Source organism: Spirillospora sp. NPDC052242 (genome assembly GCF_040679555.1).
GTDB lineage: Bacteria > Actinomycetota > Actinomycetes > Streptosporangiales > Streptosporangiaceae > Spirillospora.
Genome location: NZ_JBFAUZ010000041.1, coordinates 29,174 through 46,397 on the forward strand (window position 1 = coordinate 29,174; position 17,224 = coordinate 46,397).

The 17,224-nt window shown below is 74.3% G+C and carries 13 protein-coding genes; 8 read left to right on the forward strand and 5 right to left on the reverse strand.

Features of this window, described 5'->3' with window-relative positions:
* Positions 1-71 precede the first annotated feature (71 nt).
* Both AB0L25_RS29260 and AB0L25_RS29265 read right to left on the reverse strand, forming a co-directional pair.
* Positions 72-1,331: an acyl-CoA dehydrogenase family protein gene (locus AB0L25_RS29260; RefSeq protein WP_500175946.1), complete on the reverse strand. Its 1,260-nt coding sequence runs from the start codon at positions 1,329-1,331 to the stop codon at positions 72-74.
* 169 nt (positions 1,332-1,500) lie between these two features.
* Positions 1,501-2,181 (reverse strand): TetR/AcrR family transcriptional regulator, encoded by a 681-nt coding sequence (locus AB0L25_RS29265; protein WP_500175947.1) that lies wholly within the window; start codon positions 2,179-2,181, stop codon positions 1,501-1,503.
* Positions 2,182-2,363: 182 nt separating this feature from the next.
* Between AB0L25_RS29265 and AB0L25_RS29270 the strand changes: the two genes are divergently transcribed.
* The 6 genes from AB0L25_RS29270 (at position 2,364) to AB0L25_RS29295 (ending at position 9,373) form a co-directional block, all read left to right on the forward strand.
* Positions 2,364-2,915 carry an AMP-binding protein gene (locus AB0L25_RS29270; RefSeq protein WP_500175948.1) on the forward strand — a complete coding sequence of 184 codons (552 nt, stop codon included), beginning with the start codon at positions 2,364-2,366 and terminating at the stop codon, positions 2,913-2,915.
* Positions 2,915-3,949: an AMP-binding protein gene (locus tag AB0L25_RS29275; RefSeq protein ID WP_500175949.1), complete on the forward strand. Its 1,035-nt coding sequence runs from the start codon at positions 2,915-2,917 to the stop codon at positions 3,947-3,949. Before AB0L25_RS29270 ends, AB0L25_RS29275 begins: the two co-directional genes overlap by 1 nt.
* Before the next feature lie 26 nt (positions 3,950-3,975).
* Positions 3,976-4,989 (forward strand): cyclase family protein, encoded by a 1,014-nt coding sequence (locus AB0L25_RS29280; RefSeq protein WP_500175950.1) that lies wholly within the window; start codon positions 3,976-3,978, stop codon positions 4,987-4,989.
* 248 nt (positions 4,990-5,237) lie between these two features.
* Positions 5,238-5,864: a class I SAM-dependent methyltransferase gene (locus tag AB0L25_RS29285; protein ID WP_500175951.1), complete on the forward strand. Its 627-nt coding sequence runs from the start codon at positions 5,238-5,240 to the stop codon at positions 5,862-5,864.
* Between the two features lie 26 nt (positions 5,865-5,890).
* Positions 5,891-6,391: a DinB family protein gene (locus tag AB0L25_RS29290; protein WP_500175952.1), complete on the forward strand. Its 501-nt coding sequence runs from the start codon at positions 5,891-5,893 to the stop codon at positions 6,389-6,391.
* A 159-nt stretch (positions 6,392-6,550) separates the two neighbouring features.
* A complete protein-coding gene (locus tag AB0L25_RS29295) occupies positions 6,551-9,373 on the forward strand; it encodes an ATP-binding protein (RefSeq protein ID WP_500175953.1) in 2,823 nt (940 codons plus the stop codon).
* A gap of 27 nt (positions 9,374-9,400) precedes the next feature.
* Here the strand turns inward: AB0L25_RS29295 and AB0L25_RS29300 are convergent, their stop codons facing one another.
* Both AB0L25_RS29300 and nirB read right to left on the reverse strand, forming a co-directional pair.
* Entirely contained in the window at positions 9,401-10,912 is a 1,512-nt protein-coding gene (locus AB0L25_RS29300) for an FAD-dependent oxidoreductase (protein ID WP_500175954.1), read from the reverse strand.
* Positions 10,909-13,431, reverse strand: coding sequence for a nitrite reductase large subunit NirB (gene nirB / locus AB0L25_RS29305; protein WP_500175955.1), 2,523 nt, complete (start codon positions 13,429-13,431; stop codon positions 10,909-10,911). The genes AB0L25_RS29300 and nirB overlap by 4 nt, the downstream gene beginning before the upstream one ends.
* Before the next feature lie 191 nt (positions 13,432-13,622).
* Between nirB and AB0L25_RS29310 the strand changes: the two genes are divergently transcribed.
* Entirely contained in the window at positions 13,623-13,994 is a 372-nt protein-coding gene (locus AB0L25_RS29310) for a hypothetical protein (protein WP_500175956.1), read from the forward strand.
* A 204-nt stretch (positions 13,995-14,198) separates the two neighbouring features.
* Here the strand turns inward: AB0L25_RS29310 and AB0L25_RS29315 are convergent, their stop codons facing one another.
* Entirely contained in the window at positions 14,199-15,590 is a 1,392-nt protein-coding gene (locus AB0L25_RS29315; protein WP_500175957.1) for an alpha/beta hydrolase domain-containing protein, read from the reverse strand.
* Between the two features lie 315 nt (positions 15,591-15,905).
* Between AB0L25_RS29315 and AB0L25_RS29320 the strand changes: the two genes are divergently transcribed.
* Complete coding sequence (locus AB0L25_RS29320; protein WP_500175958.1) at positions 15,906-17,135, forward strand: PucR-like N-terminal domain-containing protein; 1,230 nt, start codon at positions 15,906-15,908, stop codon at positions 17,133-17,135.
* Positions 17,136-17,224: the final 89 nt, after the last annotated feature.

The following is a 17,224-nucleotide window of genomic DNA, read 5'->3' on the forward strand; positions in this document are numbered from 1 at the left end:
TCCTCGCGGAGCATCGGGCTCGGCGGGGACGGGGACCCTCTCGCTTCCGGGGGCTGCGCGGGCGGGCCGCCTCAGCCGTCCGTCCTGCGGGGCCCGGTGAAGCCGAACAGGTAACCCGCGACCTTGCGCATCTGGATCTCCTCGGCCCCCTCGGTGATCCGGTAGCGCCGGTGGTGGCGGTAGATGTGCTCGAACGGCGTGTGCCGCGTGTAGCCGAGGCCGCCGTGCACCTGCATCGCGCGGTCGGCCGCCTCGCAGACGAACCGGTTGGCGCGGTAGTTGCACATCGACACCCGGTCGCTGATCTCCATGTGCGGGAGCCGGTCCAGCTCCCACGCCGTCTTGCGGACCAGGCCGCGCAGCATCTCCGCCTCGGTCTGCAGCTCCACCAGCGGCCACTGGATCGCCTGCCGCGTCGCCAGCGGACGGCCGAACGTGGTGCGCCGCCGCGCGTACTCGACGCTGCGGTCGATGCAGTACTGCCCGGCGCCCACGCCGGACGCGGCCTGCCGGATGCGGTTCTCGTGCACGAACGTCTGCGCGACGGCGAGGCCCTCGCCCTCCGCGCCGAAGATCACCGAGTCCGGGACCCGGACGTCCCGCAGGGTGACCTCCGCGTGGTCGGTGGGCATGTTGAGCGTCCACCAGTGGAAGTCGACCGACAGGCCCGGCGTGTCCACCGGGACGATGAAGGCGGTGATGCCGCGCGCGTCCCCGGGCTTCCCGGACGTCCTGGCGAAGATCACGTCGTGGGTGGCCGCGTGCATGCCGGAGTTGAAGCGCTTGGCGCCGTTGATCACCCAGTCGCCGCCGGAACGGACGGCCGTGGTCTCCATCCAGGTCGCGTCGCTGCCGTGGTCGGGTTCGGTGAGCCCGAAGCCGACGCGTTTCCCGCCGGTCAGCATCGGCTCCAGGAACTCCTGCCGCTGCTCGGCGGAGCCGTACTCCAGCATCATGTGGACGAACGGGAAGTTGCCCACGACCGAGGACTCGTTCTGCAGGTCGTTGTGCAGGCCGATCCCCTTGTGCGCGAGGTGCTCGCGTATCACCGCCATGTCGAGGTTGGTGCCGTCCGAACCGCCGACCTCGTTCGGCAGGCCGTAGCGCAGCCAGCCGGCGGCGTCGGCGCGCCGGAACATCTCGCCCAGCAGTTCCTCCCACTCGGGCCGCGGGACGCCGCCGTTCTCGAAGTCGGTGCGGGCGTACTCGCGGCGGTGGTCGAAGAACCGCTCATTGTCGTCCTGCTCCTGGAGCGGCACGATCTCCCGGTCGATGAAGTCGTCGAGGTCGGCCAGCAGGCGGGTCAGCTTGCCGGGCAGCGCGAAATCCACAAGTCCTCCTGAACGCTCGTTCAACCAGCATGGCATCGGCCGCGGTGCCGAGCCAAGAGGAGGGCACGGATACGCGAGATCTCTTAGGCAGGGGACGCCGGGGTCGCGACGCCGATCATCGACCCGGACGACCTGAACGCTCGTTCATCCGCAGGAGCGGGGACGGGTCCTAGCGGTCGCGCGGAGGGTCCTGCGGGGCGCCGTGCCGATGGCCGACCGTGTCGAGGGCCATCCGCTGGTAGACGGCGGCGACCTCGTCCGGCGACATCGGCCCCGACTCCCGGAACCAGGTCGCCACTGCCGTGCAGGCGGTGACGATCATCCGGGCTGCCTCCTTGGGGTGCGGGGTGGTGAACGCCCCGCGCACCACCCCGTCCCGGACGACCCGGTCGAACATCCGCTGCTGGGTGTCCCGCTTGGAGATGATCAGCCGCCGGGCCTGCTCGGTGAGGCTGCGCAGCTCGGTGTTGCCGAGCAGGCTCTCGCGGCGGAACCGGGTGTGCGCCAGCACGTGCTGCCCGACGATCGCGCGCAGCCGGTCGGCCGGGTCGTCCCCGGCGTGGAACAGCGCCTCCTCGGTGCTCTCCACCAGCCGGTCCATGCCGCGGTCGAGGATGGTCAGCAGCAGGTCGTGCTTGGAGCCGAAGTGGTGGTAGATCAGGCCGGGGCTGACCCCGGCCGCCTCGGCCAGGTCGCGCACCGAGGTGCCGTGGTAGCCGTGCCGGGCCATCACGTCCACCGCCGCCATGATGATCGCCTCGGCGGCGGGGTCGTCGCCCTCCACCAGCGCGTTGCTCGGCGCGCGGCCCGTGGCCGGCCGCGGCCGCTCGCCCTTCCCCGCTGCGCCCATGCCGCCTCCCGCCTCTCGAGCGCCATCCTATCGACCCCGAACGCTCGTTCAGTTCGTCCGCCCGAAGGACAAGCACGCCGGAGTAAACCCATCTGAGGGCCTTGTGATCTCACGCACCTCGACGTACGTTCGCTTGAACGATCGTTTAGCGACGGTCGGACGCACACGCAAGGGAGCGAGGCATGGCACAGGACGCGCGCACCCCGGCCGACGTCGCCGTCGGCGCCGCCCGCCGGATGACGCTCGGCGAACAGCTCGCCCGCGCCGCGCGGCTGTACCCCGGCAAGACGGCCTTCGTCTGCGAGGGCGACGAGCGGACCTACGCGCAGACGGACGAGCGCGTCACCCGCCTGGCCCGCGCGCTTGCCGACCGGGGCGTCGGGCGCGGGGACCGCGTCGCGGTCCACATGCACAACGGCCTGGAGGTGGTCGAGGGCTACCTCGCCGCCTGCCGGCTCGGCGCGATCGCCGTCCCGGTCAACTTCCGGCTCGTCGCCGACGAGGTCGCGCACGTCCTCACCGACTCGGGGGCGCGGGCGCTGCTCGTCGACGCGGCGCTGGCCGGGCTCGCGGCGGAGGTCCGTCCCCGCGCGCCCGAACTGGAGACCGTCCTCGCCACCGGCGGCGGCGAGCGGGCCCCGGCCTCGGCGCCGAACCGTACGAGCGGGCGCTCGCCGAAGCGGGCGACGCCCCGCTGTACATCGACGTCGACGAGAACGACCCGGCGTTCCTGATGTACACGTCCGGTACGACCGGCCGTCCCAAGGGCGCCGTGCTCACCCACCTCAACCTGGTGATGAACACGGTCAACTGCGCGATCGCGCAGGGGATCCAGGGGCCGGACGAGATCTGGCTGGCGGGCCTGCCGTTGTTCCACATCGGCGGGCTGAACGGCGTCCTGTTCTACCTGATGGTCGGCGGCACGTCGATCATCACCCGGTCCGGGGACTTCGACGCGGCCGCGACCGTCGATCTGCTGGTGGAGCGGCGGGTCACCGCCTGCTACTTCGTGCCGAGCCAGTGGCGCGAGATCTGCGCGGTGCCCGGCGTCCGCGACCGCGACCTCGCGCTGCGGCGCATCTCGTGGGGCGCGTCGGTCGCGCCGCCGTCGATCCTGGAGGCGATGGCCGAGACGTTCCCGGGCGTCCCGAACTACAACATGTTCGGGCAGACGGAGATGAGCTCGGTGACGTGCGTGCTGCGCGGCGAGGACGCGATCCGCAAGATGGGCTCGGTCGGACGGCCGGTGGTCAACGTCGAGGCCCGCATCGTCGACGCCGACATGAACGACGTGGCGCCCGGCGAGGTCGGCGAGATCGTCTACCGCGGGCCGACCGTCATGCACGGGTACTGGCGGCGGCCCGAGGCGACCGCGGAGGCGTTCGAGGGCGGCTGGTTCCACTCCGGCGACCTGTGCCGGACGGACGAGGACGGCTTCGTCTACGTCGTCGACCGCAAGAAGGACATGATCATCTCCGGCGGCGAGAACATCTACTGCGCCGAGGTGGAGGCGGCCGTCGACGCCCACCCGAAGGTCGCCGAGGTCGCCGTCGTGGGCGTCCCGCATCCCCGCTGGGTGGAGACCCCGGCCGCGGTGATCGTCCCGGCCGACCCCGCCGATCCGCCCACCGAGGCGGAGATCGTCGAGCACTGCCGGGCCCGGCTCGCCTCCTACAAGAAGCCCACCGTGATCCGCATCGTGGACGCGCTGCCGCGCAACGCGACCGGCAAGGTCCAGAAGTTCCGGCTGCGCGACGAACTCTCCTGACCGCCCCACCCCCGGGAGGAGCACCCATGAGCACCACCGACAGCGGCGCCTGGACGCCGGCCTGGCGGCCGCCGGACTACGAGGTCGACGAGAACGGCAAGATCATCGGCTGTGTGAACGACCGCTCCCCCAACAACTGGGGGCGCTGGGGCGAGCTCGACGAGCGCGGCACCGTCAACTTCATCACGCCCGAGCTGGTCGCCGCCGCGGCCGGGCTGGTGCGCACCGGCGAGGCCTACAGCCTGGCCGTCCCGCTCGACTCGACCGGGCCGATCCACCCCACCCGCGCGGGCATCGTCCACCTGTACGGCTACACCGGCGCCGACTTCATCGCCGGTTCCTCGGCCGGACGGATCTACCCGCACTTCCAGGGCAGCGACGACTACATCTTCATGCCGCTGCAAGGCTCGACCCAGTGGGACGGCCTGTCGCACTTCTTCTACCGCGACACCATGTACAACGGCTTCTGGGCGGGGGCCGTCGAGGCGTTCGGTGGCGCCCGGCGCGGCTCCATCCACCTGATGAGCGGGCACCTGGCCGGACGCGGCGTCCTGCTCGACCTCGCGCGGCACCAGGGCGTCGAGCGCCTCCCCGGCGGGCACGCCATCACCTCCGCCCAGCTGGACGCGTGCGCCGACGCCCAGGGCGTCCGGATCGGCACCGGGGACATGCTGCTCCTCCGCACCGGGCACGTGCCCTGGTACTACCGGCTCGCCGACAAGTCCGAGTTCTGGGCGGGCGGCGCCCCGGGCCTGTCGATGGAGACCGTCGGCTGGATCCACGAGCGCGAGATCGCGGCGCTGGCGGTCGACAACATCGCCGTCGAGGTGGAGCCGTTCGAGGAGCCCTACGAGCACGTCTATCCGCTGCACGCCCGGCTGATCCGCGACCTGGGCCTCACCCTCGGCGAGGTGTGGTGGCTGGACGACCTGGCGGAGGCCTGCGCCGCCCGGGACCGGTGGGAGTTCTTCCTGTCCGCTCCCCCGCTCAACATCACCAACGCGTCCGGCTCCCCGATCAACCCGATCGCCTACCTCTGACCCCGGCGGCCCGCCGGGCGCGGGCGCTGGCCGTACCGACCACGGAGGTTGTGAACGCGGCGGCACGGTCTAATGGTCTTCGCCGTTCCCGGCGGCGCCGCCCCCGGCGAGTACGTCGGCCAGCGCCTGCTGGAGTCCTGAACGGCCGGGCGGACGTCCCACCGGGGCGTTTGCCGTAACCGCAACATTACGTGCCGGATCGGCGAGCTCCTGGCAAGACTGGACGCACATCGACGTGAGGAGTCTTGATGAGCACCACCGATGCGGTCGCGTTCTGGGACGACGTCCACGGGGCGCGGGAGGCGGCCCGCGACCCGCGGCCGAACACCCGGCTCACCGAGGTGGTGGACGGCCTCCCGTCGGGCGACGCGCTCGACCTCGGGTGCGGCGCCGGCGGCGACGCGCTGTGGCTGGCCCGCCGGGGATGGCGCGTCACCGCCGCCGACATCTCGGCCGTCGCGGTCGACCGGCTCGCCGCCCTCGCGCGCTCGCACGGCCTGGACGACCGGATCACCGCCGAGCGGCACGACCTGCGCGACTCGTTCCCGCGGGGCGCGTTCGACCTCGTCAGCGCCCACTACCTGCACACCCCGTTCGACCTGGACAGGGCGGCCGTCCTGCGCGCGGCCGCGCACGCGCTGCGCCCGGGCGGGCGGCTGCTGGTCGTCGACCACGGCTCGACCGCGCCGTGGTCGTGGGACCGGGATCCGGACGTCCGGCACCCGAGCCCCCGGGAGGTCGCCGACGGCATCGCCCTGGACCCGGCGGGATGGACGGTCGAGCGGGCCGACGCGCCCCGCCGGATCGCGACCGGACCGGGCGGCCGCACCGCCGAGGTCACCGACCACGTTCTCGTCGTCCGCCGCGCCGCGTGACCCGGGGGCCGGAGAAGGAGGCCATCGTGCCCGGCGGCACGCGCCGCGACCGCCGCGGCGACACCCCGCCCCCGCGGACCGGAACCGGGGAGGCCGCGACCCTGCGCGGCTTCCTCGACTACCTGCGGGCCTCGATCGCCGCGAAGGTCGACGGCGCGCCCGAACCGCAGGCGCGCACGGCCGCCGTGCCGTCCGGCACGAACCCGCTCGGCCTGCTCAACCACCTGACCTTCGTGGAACGCTCGATCTTCCTCGGGGAGGACGTCGCCGACTGGCGGGCGACGTTCGAGGCCGCGCCGGCCGACACCGCGGCCGACGTCGTCGCGCGCTACCGGGACGCGGTCGACCGCGCGAACGACGTCCTCGACGGGTGCACCGATCTCGGCGCGCCGCTCCCCCGGCCGCGGCCCGGCCGTCCCGCCCCCGGCGTCCGCTGGGCGCTCACCCACATGATCGAGGAGACCGGCCGCCACGCGGGCCACGCGGACATTCTCCGCGAGCTGATCGACGGCACGACCGGCCGCTAACTCCCCCGTCCACACGGCGCCACGGGAAGCCGACGTTCCGGTCATTGGTGACGCCGCCCCTCGCACAACGATTGAGGCAGCAATTTCCTGCCGTGTCTCGACCACCTCACCAGAAACGGAGAGTGTTTCTTTAGTCACGCATTGTTATATTGTGGGACGGTGAGCGTCCGTTACGAGTTCGGAATCCTGGGGCCCCTCGAGGTCACTCGCGACGGCGTGAGCGTGCCGCTCCGCGCCGGTCAGCAGCGCAACCTCCTGGCGGCGCTGCTCATCGACACCGGCCGGGTCGTGTCGGTGGACGCCCTGGTGTGCAGGCTGTGGGGCGAGGACCCGCCGCGGGGCGCGCGGAACGCCGTCCAGAACTACGTGCTGCGGCTGCGCCGCACCCTCGGCCCCGGCGTCGTCGTGACCGATCGCCGCGGCTACCTGGTCGACGTGCCGCCCGACGACGTGGACGCGCGCCGGTTCGAGGCCCTCGCCCGGCAGGGGGCCGCCGCCGCGGCCGCGGGCAATCCCGAACGCGCCGCGGCGCTGCTCGGGGAGGCGCTCGGGCTGTGGCGGGGCGAACCCCTGGCCGACCTGCCCGCCGAGCGTTTCCGGGACGTCGTCCCGGCGCTGTGCGAGCAGCGTCTCGCGGCGCAGGAGGCGTGGATCGACGCGGTGATGCGGTGCGGCCGCCCCGCCGAGGTCCTGCCGGAGCTGCGGCGGCTGACCGAACGCCACCCGCTGCGGGAGCGGTTCTGGGCGCAGCAGATGCTGGCCCTCTACCGGTGCGGGCGGCAGGGAGAGGCGCTGGAACGCTACCGGGAGGTCTCCCGCGTGCTCGCCGACGAGCTGGGGATCGATCCGGGCGACGAGCTGCGCACCCTGCACCGGCGGATCCTCACGTCGGCCCCGGAGCTGGCCTCGGTGCGCCGCAGGCCGCCGGGCGGCGCCGGGAACCTGCCCGTCGAGACGACGTCGTTCATCGGCCGCGAGCGGGAACTGGCCGAGACGCGGCGCCTGCTGCGGGCGTCGCGCCTGGTCACCCTGACCGGGGTGGGCGGCGTCGGGAAGACGAGGCTCGCCCTGCGGGCCGCCGGGCAGGCGGAGCCGTCCTTCCCCGAGGGGGTGTGGCTGGCGGACCTCGCCGCGCTCACCGACTCGACGCTGGTGGCGCGCGCCGTCGCCGAGGCGCTCGGGCTCCGCGACCAGTCCGTGCGCTCCGCGATGGACGCCCTCGCCGACCACGTCCGCGACCGGCGGCTGCTGCTCGTCCTGGACAACTGCGAACACCTGATGGACGCCGTGGTGCCGCTCGTCCAGCGGCTGCTGTGCGCGGCGCCGGGCCTCCGGGTGCTCGCCACCAGCCGCGAGCGGCTCGGCGTCCCGGGCGAGCACGTCTTCCTCGTCTCCGGCCTGACGCTCCGGAACGACGCCGGCGGGGGCGCGTGCGAGGCCGTCCGGCTGCTGAGCGACCGGGCCGCCGCCTGCGCCGCGCCCGTCCGCGACGGCGGCGCGGCCGCCGAGCTGTGCCGGCGTCTCGACGGCATCCCGCTGGCCATCGAACTGGCGGCGGTCCGCCTGACCTGCCTCACCGTCGAGGAGATCCTCGAACGCCTGGAGGACCGCTTCCGGCTGCTGTCCGTCCCGCAGGCGCCCGCGACGAACCGCTACCGGCGGACGCTCCGCGGCGTCATGGACCTGAGCCACAACCTGTGCACGCCCGGGGAGCGCATGCTGTGGGCGCGCCTCTCGGTCTTCGCGGGGAGCTTCGACCTCAAGGCGGCCGAGGCCGTCTGCGCGGGCGACGGCATCGACGGGGCCGACATGCTCGACCTGATCAGCGGCCTCATCCGCAAGTCCGTCGTGGTGCTCGACGGCACCGGCCGCGCCGCCCGCTACCGGCTGCTGGAGACCATCCGCCAGTACGGGCTGGACCGGCTCCGCGCGGACGGCGAGGCCGTCGCGTACCGCGTCCGCCACGGCGACCACTACCACGCCCTGGCCAGGGAGGCCGCCGCGGACTGGTGCAGCCCCCGCGAGGCCGACTGGCTGGACCGGCTGCGCACCGAGCTGCCCAACTTCCGCGCCGCCCTGGCGTTCTGCCTCGCCCGGCCGGACCGGGCCCGGATCGGCGCGGAGACGGCCGCCGATCTCACCCGCACCCGCTCCTGGTTCTTCAGCGGCACGCTCGGGGAGGCGCGCCACTGGCTCGAGAGCCTCTCGGCCGGCCTCGGCCCCGGCCTCTGCGAGGCGACGATCATGAAGACCTTCATCGCGTGCCTCCAGGGGGACGTGGCGGCCGCCGCGGCGTTCCGGCGCGAGTACCTCGCCGACCCGGCGGCCGCGCAGGCCCCGCCCGTCGCCTACGTCGAAGGCGTCCACGCGCTGCTGGCGCACGGCGACCCCGCGTCCATCGAACGGCTCGCCCGGGCGCGGGACGGGTTCCGCGCCGCGGGGCACACCGGCGACGCCCACATGGCCACGATGTTCTGGGCGATCGCCGCCGCGTTCCTCGGCCGCCGCGGCGTCGCGGCGTCCGCGTGCGGCGTCTACGTCGCCGAGGCCGACGCCTCCGGAGCGGAGTGGGCGCGCACCTGGGCGCAGTGGTGCACCGGCCTCACCGAACTCCTGCACGGCGACCCCGCCGCCGCGCTCGCGCCGCTCTGCGCCGCCCTCGTCCGGCAACGCTCCATGGACGACCGCTGGGGCCCCGCGTGGGACCTCGAGGTGCTCGCGTGGACGGTGAGCGCGCTCGGCCACCACCGTCACGCCGCCCGGCTCCTCGGCGCCGCCCACCGCCAGCGCCAGGTCACCGGCGCCGCGCTCACCGGCCTCAAACCCATCCTCCTCCACCACACCCGCACGAAGGACCGGGTGCGCGAGCACCTGGAGCCCCGGGCGTACACCGAGGCCTGGCGGTGCGGCGCCGACGCCGAGGACGGCGTCGCGCTGGCGCTCGGCATCGCCGACGAACTGCGCCACGGCACGACCGTGTGACCGCGGCGTGCGCCCCGCGAGGGAGCGTCACCGGGGCGCGGCGGCCGCCGGTTCCGGCCGGGCGGGGGCCTCCTGGTCGGCGAGCCATCCGAGGATGCCCTCGACGGCGTCGCGGCAGCCGCCGCAGCCGGTCCCCGCGCGGGTCTCGCGGGCGACGTCGTCGGCGGTGCGGGCGCCGTCCTCCCACGCCTCCCGGACGCGGCGCTTGGTGACGCCGTTGCACTGGCAGACGGTCGCGGCGTCCGGCATCCGCAGCGGCGAGTCGGCCCGCGCCCCACCGCCGTCCCGGCCGCCGGCGCCGGGGAACAGCAGCGACAGGCGCTCGGCGGGCAGCGGGGCGGCGCGGTCGTAGAGCTGGGTGAGGGTCCCGGCGGCGGCGGTCTCGCCGAGCAGGATCGCGCCGATCAGCCGGCCGTCCCGGATGACGGCCTTTTTGTAGGTGCCGCGGGAGACGTCGGTGAACCGGACGACCTCGACGCCGTCGTCCTCGTCGCCGAAGTGGGTCTCCCCCATCGACGCGAGCTCGATCCCGGCGGCCTTCAGCCGGGTGATCTGCCGGGCGCCGGTGAAGCGGGCGCCGGGCTCGGTGCCGGCGAGCAGCCCGGCGAGGATCCCCGCCTGCTCCCAGGCGGGCGCGACCAGCCCGTACACCTCGTCGCGGTGCTCGGAGCACTCCCCGATGGCGCGGACGGACGGGTCGGCGACCGAGCGCAGCTCGTCGTCGACGATCACGCCGCGGCCGACGGCGAGCCCGGCGGCGCGGGCGAGCCCGGTCTCGGGCCGGACGCCGCAGGCGACGACGACCAGGTCGGCGTCGATCGTCTCGGCGGCGCCGCCGGCGTCCAGGTCCACGCCGGTGACCCGGCGGTCGTCGCCGGTCCCGGACGTGCGCACGCCGGTGACGCCGACGCCGACGCGGGAGCCGACGCCGAGCCCGGCGAGCGTCCGCGCCAGGACCCGGCCCGCGGCGGGGTCGAGCTGCCGTTCCATCAGGTGGCCGGCCAGGTGCAGGACGGTGACGTCCAGGCCGCGCCCGGCGAGGCCGCGGGCGGCCTCGATGCCGAGCAGCCCGCCGCCGATCACCACGGCGCGGCGCGCGGTGTCGGCGAGCTCGCTGATGCGGCGGCAGTCGTCCAGGGTGCGGAACGCCAGCGCGCCGCGCGGCAGGCCCTCGGCGAGGCCGGGCATCGGCGGGACGAACGCGGTGCTGCCGGTGGCGAGGACGAGCGTGCCGTACGGGGTGACGGTCCCGTCGGACGCGTGCACGGTGCGGGCGGCGCGGTCGACGCGGGTCACCTCGACGCCGAGGCGCGCGTCGACGCCGTGCGCGGCGTACCAGGCGGCGTCGACGAGCGCGATGTGCTCGGGGTCGGCGGCCCCGGCGAGGACGTTCGACAGCAGCACCCGGTTGTAGGGCCGCTGCGGCTCCGCGCCGAACACGGTGATCGGGACGGACGGGTCCCGGTCGCGCAGCTCGCCGACGAACCGGGACCCGGCCATGCCGTTGCCGACGACGACGACGCCGGGCGCGGCGCTCATCGGCCCACCGCCTCGGGCCGCCGCGTGTCGATCTGCAGCAGCGGCTTGATCTGCTCGCGCTCGACCTCGAACTCGATGCTGGGGTCGGGCGTCTCGGGCGCGTTGACGAACGAGACGAACCGGCGGAGCCGCTCGGGGTCGTCCAGCACGTCGCTCCACTCGTCGGAGTAGGACGCGACGTGCCGTTCCATGGCGGCGTCGAGTTCGGCGCAGATGCCGAGGGCGTCGTCCATGACCACCTCCCGCAGGTAGTCGAGGCCGCCGTCCAGGTCCTCCAGCCAGCTCGCGGTGCGCTGCAGCCGGTCGGCGGTGCGGATGTAGAACATCAGGAACCGGTCGATCGCGGTGATCAGCTCGTCGTCGGACAGGTCGCTCGCGAGCAGGTCGGCGTGCCGGGGCCGCATGCCGCCGTTGCCGGCGACGTAGAGGTTCCAGCCGTTCTCGGTGGCGATGATCCCGAAGTCCTTGCTCTGCGCCTCGGCGCACTCGCGGGCGCAGCCGGACACGGCCGACTTCAGCTTGTGCGGGGCGCGCAGCCCCCGGTACCGCAGCTCGAGCCGGATGGCCATGGCGACCGAGTCCTGCACGCCGTAGCGGCACCAGGTCGAGCCGACGCACGACTTGACCGTCCGCAGCGACTTGCCGTAGGCGTGCCCGGACTCGAACCCGGCGTCGACGAGCCGCCGCCAGATCTGCGGGAGCTGCTCGACGCGGGCGCCGAACAGGTCGACCCGCTGCCCACCGGTGATCTTGGTGTAAAGGCCGAAGTCGCGGGCGACCTCCCCGATCACGATCAGCTTCTCGGGGGTGATCTCGCCGCCGGGGACGCGCGGGACGACCGAGTACGTGCCGTTCTTCTGCAGGTTGGCGAGGAAGTGGTCGTTGGTGTCCTGCAGGGCGGCCTGCTCGCCCTCAAGGATGTGCCCGTTGCCGAGGCTGGCGAGGATGGACGCGACGGTCGGCTTGCAGATGTCGCAGCCCCGGCCCCGCCCGTGCTGCTCGACCAGGCGGGTGAAGCTGGTGATGCCGCTCGCGCGGACGATGTCGAACAGCTCGGCGCGGCTGTGGTCGAAGTGCTCGCAGATCGCCTTGCTGACCTCGACGCCCGCCGCGGTCAGCTCGGCGTCCAGGAGCTTCTTCACCAGCGGGACGCAGCTCCCGCAGCTCGTCCCGGCGCGGGTGCAGGACTTGACCTCGCCGAGATCGGTCAACGACTGCTCCGTGACCGCGCAGCGGATCGTCTCGGCCGTCACGTTGTTGCAGGAGCACACCACCGTCGCGCCGGGCAGGTCGCCGCCCGCGGCCTCGGTGCCGCCGAACAGGACCTGGTCGGGGGTGCCGGGCAGCGCCCCGCCGACCTGGGCGCGCAGCACCGCGTAGGAGTCGGCGTCGCCGACCAGGACGCCGCCCAGCAGCGTGCGGGCGTCGTCGCTCACGACGATCTTCTTGTAGACCTTCGCGACGGGGTCGGTGTAGGTGACGCCGAGCGCCCCGCCGTCCCGGTCGGCGAACGGGTCGCCGAAGCTGGCGACGTCCACGCCCATCAGCTTGAGCTTCGTGGACGAGTCGGCGCCCTCGAACACCGCGGGGGCGTCCGGTGCCAGCAGCCGCCCCGCGACGGTCTCGGCCATGGCGAAGCACGGCGCGACCAGCCCGTACACGACCCCGTCGACGAGCGCGCACTCGCCGATCGCGAAGATCGCGGGGTCCTCGGTGCGGCAGGCGGAGTCGACGACGATCCCGCCGCGCTCCCCCACCGGCAGGCCGCAGCCGCGCGCCAGCTCGTCCCGGGGCCGGATCCCGGCGGAGAACACCACGAGCCCGGCGTCCAGCACGGCGCCGTCGGCCATCCGGACGCTCGCGACGGCGCCGTCCGGCCCGGCCTCGAGCGCGCTCATCGGGGTGCCGGCGCGCACGTCCATCCCGAGGGCCTCGATGTGGCGGCGCAGCATCGCGCCGCCGCCCTCGTCGAGCTGGCGCGGCATCAGCCACGGCGCGACCTCGACCACGGCGCTGCGCAGCCCGAGGCCCTGCACCGCGCGGGCCGCCTCGAGCCCGAGCAGCCCGCCGCCGACGACCGCGCCGGTCGTCCGCCCGGCCGCGTACGCGCGGATGGCGTCGAGGTCGTCGATCGTCCGGTAGACGAAAACGCCGGGCAGGTCGGCGCCGGGCACGGGCGGGACGAACGGCGCGGAACCCGTCGCGAGGACGAGCGCGTCGTACGGCACCTCGCGTCCCGCGTCGGTGGCGACCGTCCGCGCGGCGCGGTCGATCCCGGTGACCCGCTCGCCGGTGATCACGGCGACCGCGTCGTCGTGCGGCGGGTACGCGAGGTCGGCGCCCTCCAGGTGCGTGGTCAGCGCCACCCGGTCGTAGGCGGTCCGGCCCTCCTCGCCGATGACGGTCACCTGCCAGGTCCCGGCGGCGTCGCGCTCGCGCAGGACCTCCACCAGGCGGTGCGCGGCCGGGCCGTGGCCCACCACGACCAGCCGCCGGACGATGTCGTTGTCGGCTCCCATGCCGCCGATCATCGGGTGGGCGTATTTCCCGTACAGGTCCCGGATGTCACTCGTGCGTTAACTGGCCCTCACCGCCCGCGTCCCGCCGACACGGGCCCGTAACGTCCGCTTCCTCGCCGTCCGTCCTCGTTAGTCCCGGGTCGGGCGGGGAACACACCCCCGACAGCCGAACGACTCGAAGGGGGAGCCCGATGGGCGAGTCGAACCACCCGATCCGGGGCGAGCATCGCCACGAGCAGCAGGTGACCTCGGCGGACGAGCACGAGGAGCGTCCCGGCAAGAGCCTCGTCACCACCGACCACGAGGTCATCCGGCGGTGGGCCGAGGAACGCGGGGCCGAGCCGTCGACCGTGCCCGGCAGCGAGTACGAGGGCCGCCCGGGGCGGCTCCGCTTCGACTTCCCCGGCTACGGCGGCGAGAACCTCGAGCACATCTCCTGGGACGACTGGTTCCGCACGTTCGACGAGCGCGAGCTGAACTTCATCTACCAGGAGCACAAGAAGGACGGCGCCCAGAGCAACTTCTTCCGCCTGGAGAACCCCGGCCGGGGCGAGGACCGCTGACGCCCCGGCCGCGGACGGCGCGTTGCCGCCCGCGGCCGGGGGAGCCTGTGCGACGGCAGGCTGAGGCCGGGCCGCGGCTCCAGCGCCGCCGCCCTTTACGCAGTAAGGTAGCGGCGGACTCCGACGCCGCCGCTGCCCACTCCTGCCCGAGCGAAGTGGGGATCTTCACCGAGGCGCTGTGGGCCATGCCCGCCGCCACGGCGGTCAGGGGCGCGGGATGTCGACCTCGTGGGCGGCGCGGGCGTTCGCCCAGGCGTCGGCCGGGAGGAGGTAGCCGGAGCGCAGGTTGCGCGCGTCGGACCGCAGGACGGCCGCGGTGTAGCGAGCGTCCGTCCCGTACCGCGCCGCGAGCTCGGCGCCGCCGAGCGGGACGTGCGTGCCGAACAGGACGCAGAACGTCTCGCCGGTGTTCTGGCCGGTGTTGAGCGCGGTGGGCGCCTCGACCTGCGAGAGGCGCACGCCGCCCTTGGCGAGGCCCAGCTCGTCGCGCGCGAGGCGGCCGTCGGGGGCGAACTCCAGCGGCGGGGCCGACGGCGGCGGGGCGCCGTCCCCGATCCACCGTTCGAGATGGACGTACGCGGCCGCGATCACGTGGTGGAGCGGGACGCGGCTGAACGGGGGCCGGTCGCACTCATAGGTCGGCGCCGCACCGAGGTCGCGGTCGAGGATCGACCGGCGGTACGCCTGCCCGTGCCATCCGGAGTGCGCGGAGCCCGCGACCTCCCACCGGCGGTACACCGGCGTGTCGGGCATGCGGTCGGGGGTGCGGACGTCGGTCTCGGACAGGATGTGGAACACCGGCTCGGCGCCGCGGCGCGCCGGGGCGGGGCCGACGACGAAGGCGTACCCGTCGAACACCTTCGCCGTCCGCGGCAGGACGGCGTCGTGGTAGACGGTCATGCGGCCCGCCGACTGGGACGCGCCCGCGCCGACCAGTGTGCGGGCCCGGAGCCCGCCGAGCGGTCCCGCCCGGTCGTGGCGGCGCAGGGTGCCGGCGACCTGGGCGTAGATGTCGTAGGAGAGTTCGTCGCGGGTGAACCGGCCGCCGCCGGTGACGTCGAGGCCGCCGTAGCGGGCGGGGCTCCACGCGCGGAGGTGCTCGACGCCGACCCGCTGCGCGGAGATCCCCGCCCACGCGTACCCGGCGCGGGTGATCTGGTCGGTGGACCACAGCGCGTCGATGTCGTATCCGGCGCTGACGTTCTGCCATTCGGCGACGACGGTGCCGTTGAAGGCGGACGGGCGCGCGGGCCGCCGCACGATCACGCGGGTGGAGTAGGGGACGTCCTCGGCGAGGATCTCGCCCGCGGCCGAGTAGGCGTCGGCCTCGCCGGAGACGACGAACTCCTCCTCGACGTAGCCGCGGGCCTCCAGGTCGACGTCGGTGGCCATCCAGGGGTGGGTCTCGGCGATGTCCGGGGACGACGGGTCGCCCGGCGGGGTCCCGGGCAGCGGGCCGCGCACGGCCGGGGCGGGGCCCCGCGGCGCGCGGCCGTCCGCGGCGGCGGGGCCGGCGAGCACGCCGGCGGTGAGCAGGCCGGCGGCAGCGGCGGCCCCGAGGGCGCGGGGCCGGAGCCGCGGGAGAGACGGGTGCATCGGGTTCCCTCCGTCGGGTGGGCGGACCTCCGGATGCTCCCCGCGACGGGCGCGGCGGTCGGCTCACCCGCGCACGAAATCGCCCCGGCGTTTTGCTCGGCGGACGCATTGACCGGAAGGGGCCCGACGGCCCGCACATGCATCGGAACGGTCCAATCGCTCAATTCGCGATGAGGGACCGCCGGATTCCGTTGCCGCCGCCCAATCCGGGTGTGCGGCCACACACGTATTTCCGCGTTCCCTTGATCTCGCCGTGGGAGAAGCGAGACTGGCGAGCCCGAAAGCCAGGTGCGTTTCCGATCCCAAGGAGAACTCGTGGCCTCCCCGCCCCTGTCAGTCCGGCGAACCCGCTCCCCGCTCCCGTGCCATCCGCAGCGGATCCGCATCGGCGACCTGCTCCGCCCGCACCTCGACGCGGTCGTGCAGGAGATCGCCGGCGAGATCCGCCGCCAGCTCCCCGCGTACGCCCACCCCGCCGACAGCGTCCAGGGCCGGCAGATGGTCCGGACGATCGCCACGACGGTCCGCGGCTTCGTGGACTCCGTGGACGACCCGGCGCCGGACTGGTCGCCGCTCACGAACCTGTACGCGCACATCGGCGCCCGCGAGGCGTCCGACGGGCACGGCCTCGACGGCCTGGAGGCGGCGCTGCGGCTCAGCAGCCAGATCACCTGCCGCCGGTTCATCGGCCACGCCTACGACTTCGGCTGGAACCAGGAGACCCTGTCGATGCTCACCGAGGCGCACTTCGGGCTCCTCGCGATCCTCGTCGACGCGGCCGCGGAGGGCTACGCGTCGGCGCGGGAGGAGCTGGCGACGCGGCGGGAGCGGGCCCGCGGCCGGCTCCGCGACGTCCTGGTGGCCGACCCGCCGATCGGCCGGGAGGCGATCCGTGAGCTGGCGAAGGCCGCGGACTGGACGGCGCCCGAGACGATCTGCGCGGTGGCGCTGCGCGGCCCGGTGGTCGGCACGGCGCGGCTCGTCCCGCCCACGGTGCTGGCGGACTGGTCGGGCGACGCCCCGTACCTGGTGGTGCCCGACCCGGACGGCCCGGGCCAGGAGCGGCTGATGGCGGCGCTGGCCGACGCGTGCCCGGGGGCGGTCGGCCCGACGGTCCCGGTGGACCGCGGCGCGGTGTCGCTGCGGTGGGCGCGCCGGGCGGCGGCGCTCGCCGAGGAGGGCGTGCTGCCGGCGGACGGGACGGTCCGCTGCTGCGACCATCTCGCGACGCTGATCACCGCGGAGGCGCGGGACCTGGTGGAGGCGGCCGCGCCCCGGTACCTGCGGCCGCTGCTGGAGCAGCCGTCGCCGCGCCGGGAGATGCTCGCGGAGACCCTGCTGACGTACTTCAACAGCGGCGGCAACGCGGTCGTCACCGGCCGGCAGCTGCACATCCACCCGCAGACGGTGCGCTACCGGATCCGGGTGATCCACGAGATGTTCGGCGGCGAGCCCGCCGCCCCGGAGACCAAGCTCGCCACCATGATCGCGCTCAACTCGATGCTGCGGATCTTCCCGGACACCGTCCCCGGCCCGCCCACCTGACCCGCCCACCTGACCCGCCCACATCGCTTCCACGCGGGCACCGCCCGACGAGCCGGGCGCTGTTCTCCCTCCCTCGTCCGGGGCGGCGG